Annotated in this window: 5 protein-coding genes; all 5 read left to right on the forward strand. The window is 74.8% G+C overall.

Going from position 1 to position 6,472, the window contains the following annotated elements:
- On the forward strand, window positions 1-939 hold a 939-nt coding region (locus tag C1I97_RS28500; protein ID WP_258382778.1), incomplete at its 5' end, for an EamA family transporter.
- 96 nt (window positions 940-1,035) lie between these two features.
- A complete protein-coding gene (locus C1I97_RS28505; RefSeq protein WP_111006010.1) occupies window positions 1,036-1,830 on the forward strand; it encodes a TIGR03084 family metal-binding protein in 795 nt (264 codons plus the stop codon).
- Window positions 1,827-3,563, forward strand: coding sequence for an acyclic terpene utilization AtuA family protein (locus C1I97_RS28510; protein WP_111006011.1), 1,737 nt, complete (start codon window positions 1,827-1,829; stop codon window positions 3,561-3,563). Before C1I97_RS28505 ends, C1I97_RS28510 begins: the two co-directional genes overlap by 4 nt.
- Window positions 3,560-5,158 (forward strand): acyl-CoA carboxylase subunit beta, encoded by a 1,599-nt coding sequence (locus C1I97_RS28515; RefSeq protein WP_111006012.1) that lies wholly within the window; start codon window positions 3,560-3,562, stop codon window positions 5,156-5,158. The genes C1I97_RS28510 and C1I97_RS28515 overlap by 4 nt, the downstream gene beginning before the upstream one ends.
- 8 nt (window positions 5,159-5,166) lie before the next feature.
- Window positions 5,167-6,472 (forward strand): acetyl-CoA carboxylase biotin carboxylase subunit (locus C1I97_RS28520; RefSeq protein WP_111006013.1); only part of this gene is annotated, 1,306 nt, incomplete at its 3' end.

Consider the following 6,472-nt stretch of genomic DNA (forward strand, 5'->3'; position numbering starts at 1 on the left):
CCTTCGACGTCCCCCTCGGCCCCTGTCGCCTCCCCGTCGGCCGACGTGCCCGTGCCCGGGGGGCCGGGCCGTTTCGGTTCGCTCGGTCCGGTCGGCCTGGTGCTCGGCGGCTGTGTCTCGGTGCAGTTCGGTGGCGCGCTGGCCGTGGCGCTGATGCCGAGGGCGGGTGCGCTCGGCGTGGTGACCCTGCGGCTGGTGGTGGCCGCGATCGTGCTGCTGGTGGTCTGCCGGCCGCGGCTGCGCGGGCACTCGCGCACCGACTGGGGCACGGTCGTCGTCTTCGGTATCGCGATGGCCGGCATGAACGGCCTCTTCTACCAGGCCGCCGCCCGCATCCCGCTCGGTCCGGCGGTCACCCTGGAGGTCCTCGGCCCGCTCGCCCTGTCGGTCCTGGCCTCACGCCGCGCGGTCAACCTCGTGTGGGCCGGTCTCGCCCTGGGCGGTGTCTTCCTGCTCGGGGGCGGTGGCTTCGGCAGTCTGGACCCCGTCGGTGTCGCCTTCGCGCTGGCGGCGGGCGGCATGTGGGCGGCCTACATCGTCTTCAGCGCCCGTACGGGCCGCCGTTTCCCGCAGGCCGACGGGCTGGCCCTGGCGATGGCGGTGGGGGCGGTGCTGTTCCTGCCGCTGGGGATCGCCGAGGCGGGCGCGAAGCTGGTCGACCCGGTGACGCTCGGGCTGGGCGCGGCGGTGGCGCTGCTGTCCTCCGTCCTGCCCTACACCCTCGAACTGCTCGCCCTGCGCCGTCTGCCCGCCTCCACCTTCGCGATCCTCATGAGCCTGGAACCGGCCCTCGCCGCCACGGCCGGCTTCCTCGTCCTCGGCCAGTCCCTCACCGCTCCGCAGGCCGTCGCGATCGCCCTGGTCATCGCGGCGAGCATGGGGGCGGTGCGGACGCAGGTGGGCCGGGGGAAGGCGCCGGCGCCGCGGGCGGACTCCTGACGGCGGGCTCGCCTCCGCGGTGACGACCGCGGACATCACACGAAAAAGCATGCACGCATGCTTGATTGCTCTCGCGGGCGCTGACATGCTCCCCTCATGGCCGATCCGACGCCCGTGTTCGACGATCTGCGTGAGGAAAGCGAAGAACTCGACCGGCTGGTCGCCGGGCTGAGTGCCGAGCAGTGGGGACTCTCCACCCCCGCGGCCGGATGGACCGTCGCCCACCAGATCGCCCATCTCGCCTGGACCGACCGGTCCGCCCTTCTCGCCGTCACCGACCCGGACGGCTTCCACGCGCTGGTCGAGCAGGCGCTCGCCGCGCCCGGGTCGTTCGTCGACCAGGGGGCGGAGGAGGATGCCCGGCTGCCGCCGGACGAGCTGCTGGCGCGGTGGCGGAAGGGGCGGGCGGCCCTCGACTCCGCGTTGCGCGCGGCGCCGCCAGGAGCCCGGTTCCCCTGGTACGGGCCGCCCATGTCGGGCGCATCCATGGCGACCGGGCGGCTGATGGAGACCTGGGCGCACGGGCAGGACGTGGCGGACGCGCTGGGGGTGGTGCGCACGCCTACCGACCGGCTCAGGCACGTGGTGCGCATCGGGGTGCGGGCGCGGGACTTCGCCTTCGGAGCGCGGGGGCTGCCCGTGCCCGGTGAGGAGTTCCGGGTGGAGGTGCGGGGTCCCTCCGGCGAGCTGTGGACGTACGGCCCCGAGGACGCCCCCCAGCGCGTCACCGGGCCCGCCCTCGACTTCTGCCTGCTGGTCACCCAGCGCTCCCACCGCGCCGACCTCGCCGTGCGCGCCGAGGGCCCGGACGCCGACCGCTGGCTGGACATCGCCCAGGCCTTCGCCGGGCCGCCCGGCGCCGGGCGGGCGCCCAAGGAGGCGGCCGGGTGACGCCCCGGGCCCTGCGGATCGGCAACGCCTCCGGCTTCTACGGCGACCGTTTCGACGCCATGCGCGAGATGCTCACCGGCGGCGGGCTGGACGTCCTCACCGGCGACTACCTCGCCGAGCTGACCATGCTGATCCTGGGCCGGGACCGGCTGAAGGACCCGGCGGCCGGATACGCCCGCACCTTCCTGCGGCAGCTGGAGGAATGCCTCGGGCTCGCCCACGAGCGGGGCGTGCGGATCGTGACGAACGCCGGCGGCCTGAACCCCGCTGGACTCGCCGACGCGGTGCGGGAGCTGGCCGACCGCCTCGGTGTCCCCGTGCGCGTAGCCCACGTCGAGGGCGACGACCTCAGAGCCCACCTCCCCCGAGCCCTCGGCTCCGCTCGAGCAGGGGGGATCCCCAGGGACAGCCTCGCCGCCCACGCCTACCTCGGCGGCTTCGGCATCGCCGCCTGTCTGCGCGAGGGCGCGGACGTCGTCGTCACCGGGCGCGTGACGGACGCGGCCCTGGTGACCGGGCCGGCCGCCGCCCACTTCGGCTGGGCACCGGAGGACCACGACCGCCTCGCCGGCGCCGTCGTCGCCGGGCACCTGCTGGAGTGCGGCGCCCAGGCCACCGGCGGCAACTACGCCTTCGCCGCCGAACACCCCCTCGACCGGCTCCGCCGCCCCGGCTTCCCGCTCGCCGAGCTCCACGAGGACGGCAGCTGCGTCCTCACCAAGCACCCCGGCACCGGCGGATTCGTGGACGTCGGCACGGTGACGGCCCAGCTCCTGTACGAGACGGGCGGGGCCCGGTACGCCGGGCCCGACGTCACCGCCCGGCTGGACACCGTACGGCTCAGCCAGGACGGGCCCGACCGGGTGCGCGTCGAGGGCGTGCGCGGGGAGGCCCCGCCGCCCACCCTCAAGGTCGGCCTCAACCGCCTCGGCGGCTTCCGCAACGAAGTGACCTTCGTCCTCACCGGGCTCGACATCGAGTACAAGGCCGAGCTGGTCAGGCTGCAGATGGAGGACGCCCTCGGGGCCGCCGAGGCCCGGCCCGCCGAGGTGCGGTGGGACCTGGTCCGCACCGACCGGCCCGACGCCGGCACCCAGGAGACCGCGAGCGCCCTGCTCCGGCTCGTCGTCCGCGACCCCGTCGAGGAGGCCGTGGGACGGGCGCTGAGCGGGGCCGCCGTGGAGCTGGCGCTGGCCGGCTACCCCGGCTTCCACGTCCTGGCCCCGCCGGGGAAGGGCGCGCCCTACGGCGTCTTCGAGGCCGCGTACGTCCCCCAGGACGCCGTCGACCATGTGGCCGTCCTCCACGACGGCCGCCGTGTCACCGTGCCGCCGGCCCAGGACACGCGCGCCCTCGAGGACGTACCGGAGCCGCCCCTGCCGGATCCCCTTCCGGGCGGCCCCGTGCGGCGTGCCCCGCTCGGGCTCGTCGCCGGGGCCCGCAGCGGCGACAAGGGCGGGGACGCCAACGTCGGGGTGTGGACGCGGTCGGAGGACGGCTGGCGGTGGCTCGCGCACGAGCTGACCGCCGACCGGTTCCGGCAACTGGTCCCCGAGAGCCGTGCGCTGCCCGTCACCCGGCACGTCCTGCCCGGCCTGCGCGCCCTGAACTTCGTCGTCGAGGGGATCCTCGGCGAGGGCGTCGCCGCCCGGCACCGGTTCGACCCGCAGGCCAAGGCGCTCGGCGAATGGCTGCGCACCCGCCACCTGGACATCCCGGAGGCCCTGCTGTGACGGTCCTTTCCTCCGCCCTGGACACCGGCTCGCCCGACTACCGGGCCCACCGCGAGGCCATGCTCGCCAAGCTCGCCGACCTGGAGGCCGAGCACGCCAAGGCGCTCGCGGGCGGCGGCCCGAAGTACGTCGAGCGGCACCGGCGGCGCGGCAAGCTGCTCGCGCGGGAGCGGATCGAGCTGCTGCTGGACCCCGACACGCCGTTCCTGGAGCTGTCGCCGCTGGCCGCCTGGGGCAGCGACCACACCGTGGGCGCCTCGCTCGTGACCGGGATCGGGGTGGTGGAGGGCGTGGAGTGCCTGATCACCGCCAACGACCCGACCGTGCGCGGCGGCGCCAGCAACCCGTGGAGCCTGAGGAAGGCGCTGCGGGCCAACGACATCGCGCTCGCCAACCGGCTGCCCTGCGTCAGCCTCGTCGAGTCGGGCGGCGCCGACCTGCCCTCCCAGAAGGAGATCTTCGTCCCCGGGGGCGCCGTCTTCCGGGACCTGACCCGGCTGTCGGCGGCCGGCATCCCGACCGTCGCCGTCGTCTTCGGCAACTCCACCGCCGGAGGCGCCTACGTCCCCGGCATGTCCGACCACGTGATCATGGTCAAGGCACGCGCCAAGGTGTTCCTCGGCGGGCCGCCCCTGGTGAGGATGGCGACCGGGGAGGAGAGCGACGACGAGTCGCTGGGCGGCGCCGAGATGCACGCGCGCGTGTCCGGTCTCGCCGACCACTTCGCCGTCGACGAGCGCGACGCCCTCAGACAGGCACGCCGCGTCGTCGCCCGCCTCAACCACCGCAAGGCCCATCCCGATCCCCCCACCGCGGAGCCGCCCGCATACGACAGCGAGGAGCTCCTCGGTGTCGTCCCCGGCGACCTGAAGATCCCCTTCGACCCCCGCGAGGTCATCGCCCGGATCGTCGACGCCTCCGACTTCGACGAGTTCAAACCGCTGTACGGGACGAGCCTCACCACCGGCTGGGCCGGCCTGCACGGCTATCCCGTCGGCATCCTCGCCAACGCCCGGGGCGTGCTGTCCAGCGAGGAGTCGCAGAAGGCCGCCCAGTTCATCCAGCTCGCCAACCAGCGCGACATCCCGCTGGTCTTCCTGCACAACACCACCGGCTACATGGTCGGCCGCGCGTACGAGCAGGGCGGCATCATCAAGCACGGCGCCATGATGATCAACGCGGTGTCCAACTCGCGGGTGCCGCACCTGTCCGTCCTCATGGGCGCCTCCTACGGCGCCGGGCACTACGGCATGTGCGGGAGGGCCTACGACCCGCGCTTCCTGTTCGCCTGGCCCAGCGCCAAGTCCGCCGTCATGGGCCCGCAGCAGCTCGCGGGCGTGCTGTCGATCGTCGCCCGGCAGTCGGCGGCGGCGAAGGGGCAGCCCTACGACGAGGAGGCCGACGCGGCGCTGCGGGCGATGGTGGAGCAGCAGATAGAGGCCGAGTCGCTGCCGATGTTCCTGTCCGGACGGCTGTACGACGACGGCGTCATCGACCCGCGCGACACCCGCACCGTCCTCGGCCTGTGCCTCTCCGCCGTCCACACCGCGCCCTACGAGGGCGCGCGCGGCGGCTTCGGCGTCTTCCGGATGTGAGGGATCCCGTGATTTCGACTCTGCTCGTCGCCAACCGGGGCGAGATCGCCTGCCGGGTCTTCCGCACCTGCGGCGAGCTGGGCATCCGTACGGTCGCCGTGCACTCGGACGCCGACGAGGACGCCCTCCACACGCGCGTGGCCGACGCGGCGGTACGGCTGCCGGGGGCCACGCCCGCCGAGACGTACCTGCGCGGCGACCTGATCGTGAAGGCGGCGGTCGCGGCCGGCGCGGACGCCGTGCACCCCGGCTACGGCTTCCTGTCCGAGAACGCCGGCTTCGCCCGTGCCGTCCAGGACGCGGGCCTGGTCTGGATCGGGCCGCCCCCCGAGGCCATCGAGGCGATGGCGTCCAAGACCCGCGCCAAGGAACTCATGGGCGTCCGGCCCCTGCGGGACGTCACCGAGGCGGACCTGCCGGTGCTGGTGAAGGCGGCGGCGGGCGGCGGCGGGCGCGGGATGCGGATCGTGCGGCGCCTCGCGGACCTGGACGGCGAGCTGGCCGCCGCGCGCGCGGAGGCGGCGAGCGCCTTCGGGGACGGCGAGGTGTTCGTCGAGCGGTACCTCGGGGGCGACGCGGGCGGGCGGCACGTGGAGGTGCAGGTCCTCGCCGACGCCCACGGCACCGTGTGGACGCTCGGCACCCGCGACTGCTCCCTCCAGCGCCGCCACCAGAAGGTCGTCGAGGAGGCACCCGCCCCCGGACTGCCCGCCGAGCTGGAACGGGAACTGCGGGAGCTGGCCGTACGGGCCGCCCGTGCCGTCGACTACACCGGCGCCGGAACCGTCGAGTTCCTGGTGGCCGGCGGCCGGGCGCACTTCCTGGAGATGAACACCCGCCTCCAGGTCGAACACCCCGTGACGGAGGCCGTGTTCGGCATCGACCTGGTCGCCCTGCAGATCCGCGTCGCCGAGGGCCACGCCCTGGACGCCGACCCGCCGCACGCGCGCGGGCACGCCGTCGAGGCCCGCCTGTACGCCGAGGACCCGGCCCGCGACTGGGCCCCGCAGACCGGCACCCTGCACCGCCTCGCCGTCCCCGGCGAAGTCCGCCTGGACACCGGCTACGCCGACGGCGACACGATCGGCGTCCACTACGACCCGATGCTCGCCAAGGTCGTCGCCCACGCCCCCACGCGCGCGGAGGCGCTGCGCAAGCTGGCCGGCGCGCTGGAGCGGGCGGCCGTGCACGGCCCGGTCACCAACCGGGACCTGCTCGTCCGCTCCCTGCGGCACCAGGAGTTCGCCGACGGCCGTATGGACACCGGCTTCTACGACCGCCACCTCGCCGAGCTCACCGAGCCCGCCCCCGACC

It is taken from the genome of Streptomyces sp. NTH33, from assembly GCF_003236365.1.
In the GTDB taxonomy this organism is placed as follows: Bacteria; Actinomycetota; Actinomycetes; order Streptomycetales; family Streptomycetaceae; genus Streptomyces.

What these genes read in the sequence shown, in the direction of transcription:
- C1I97_RS28505 (WP_111006010.1), top strand. Translation starts at nt 1,036, where the DNA reads ATGGCCGATCCGACGCCCGTGTTCGACGATCTGCGTGAGGAAAGCGAA.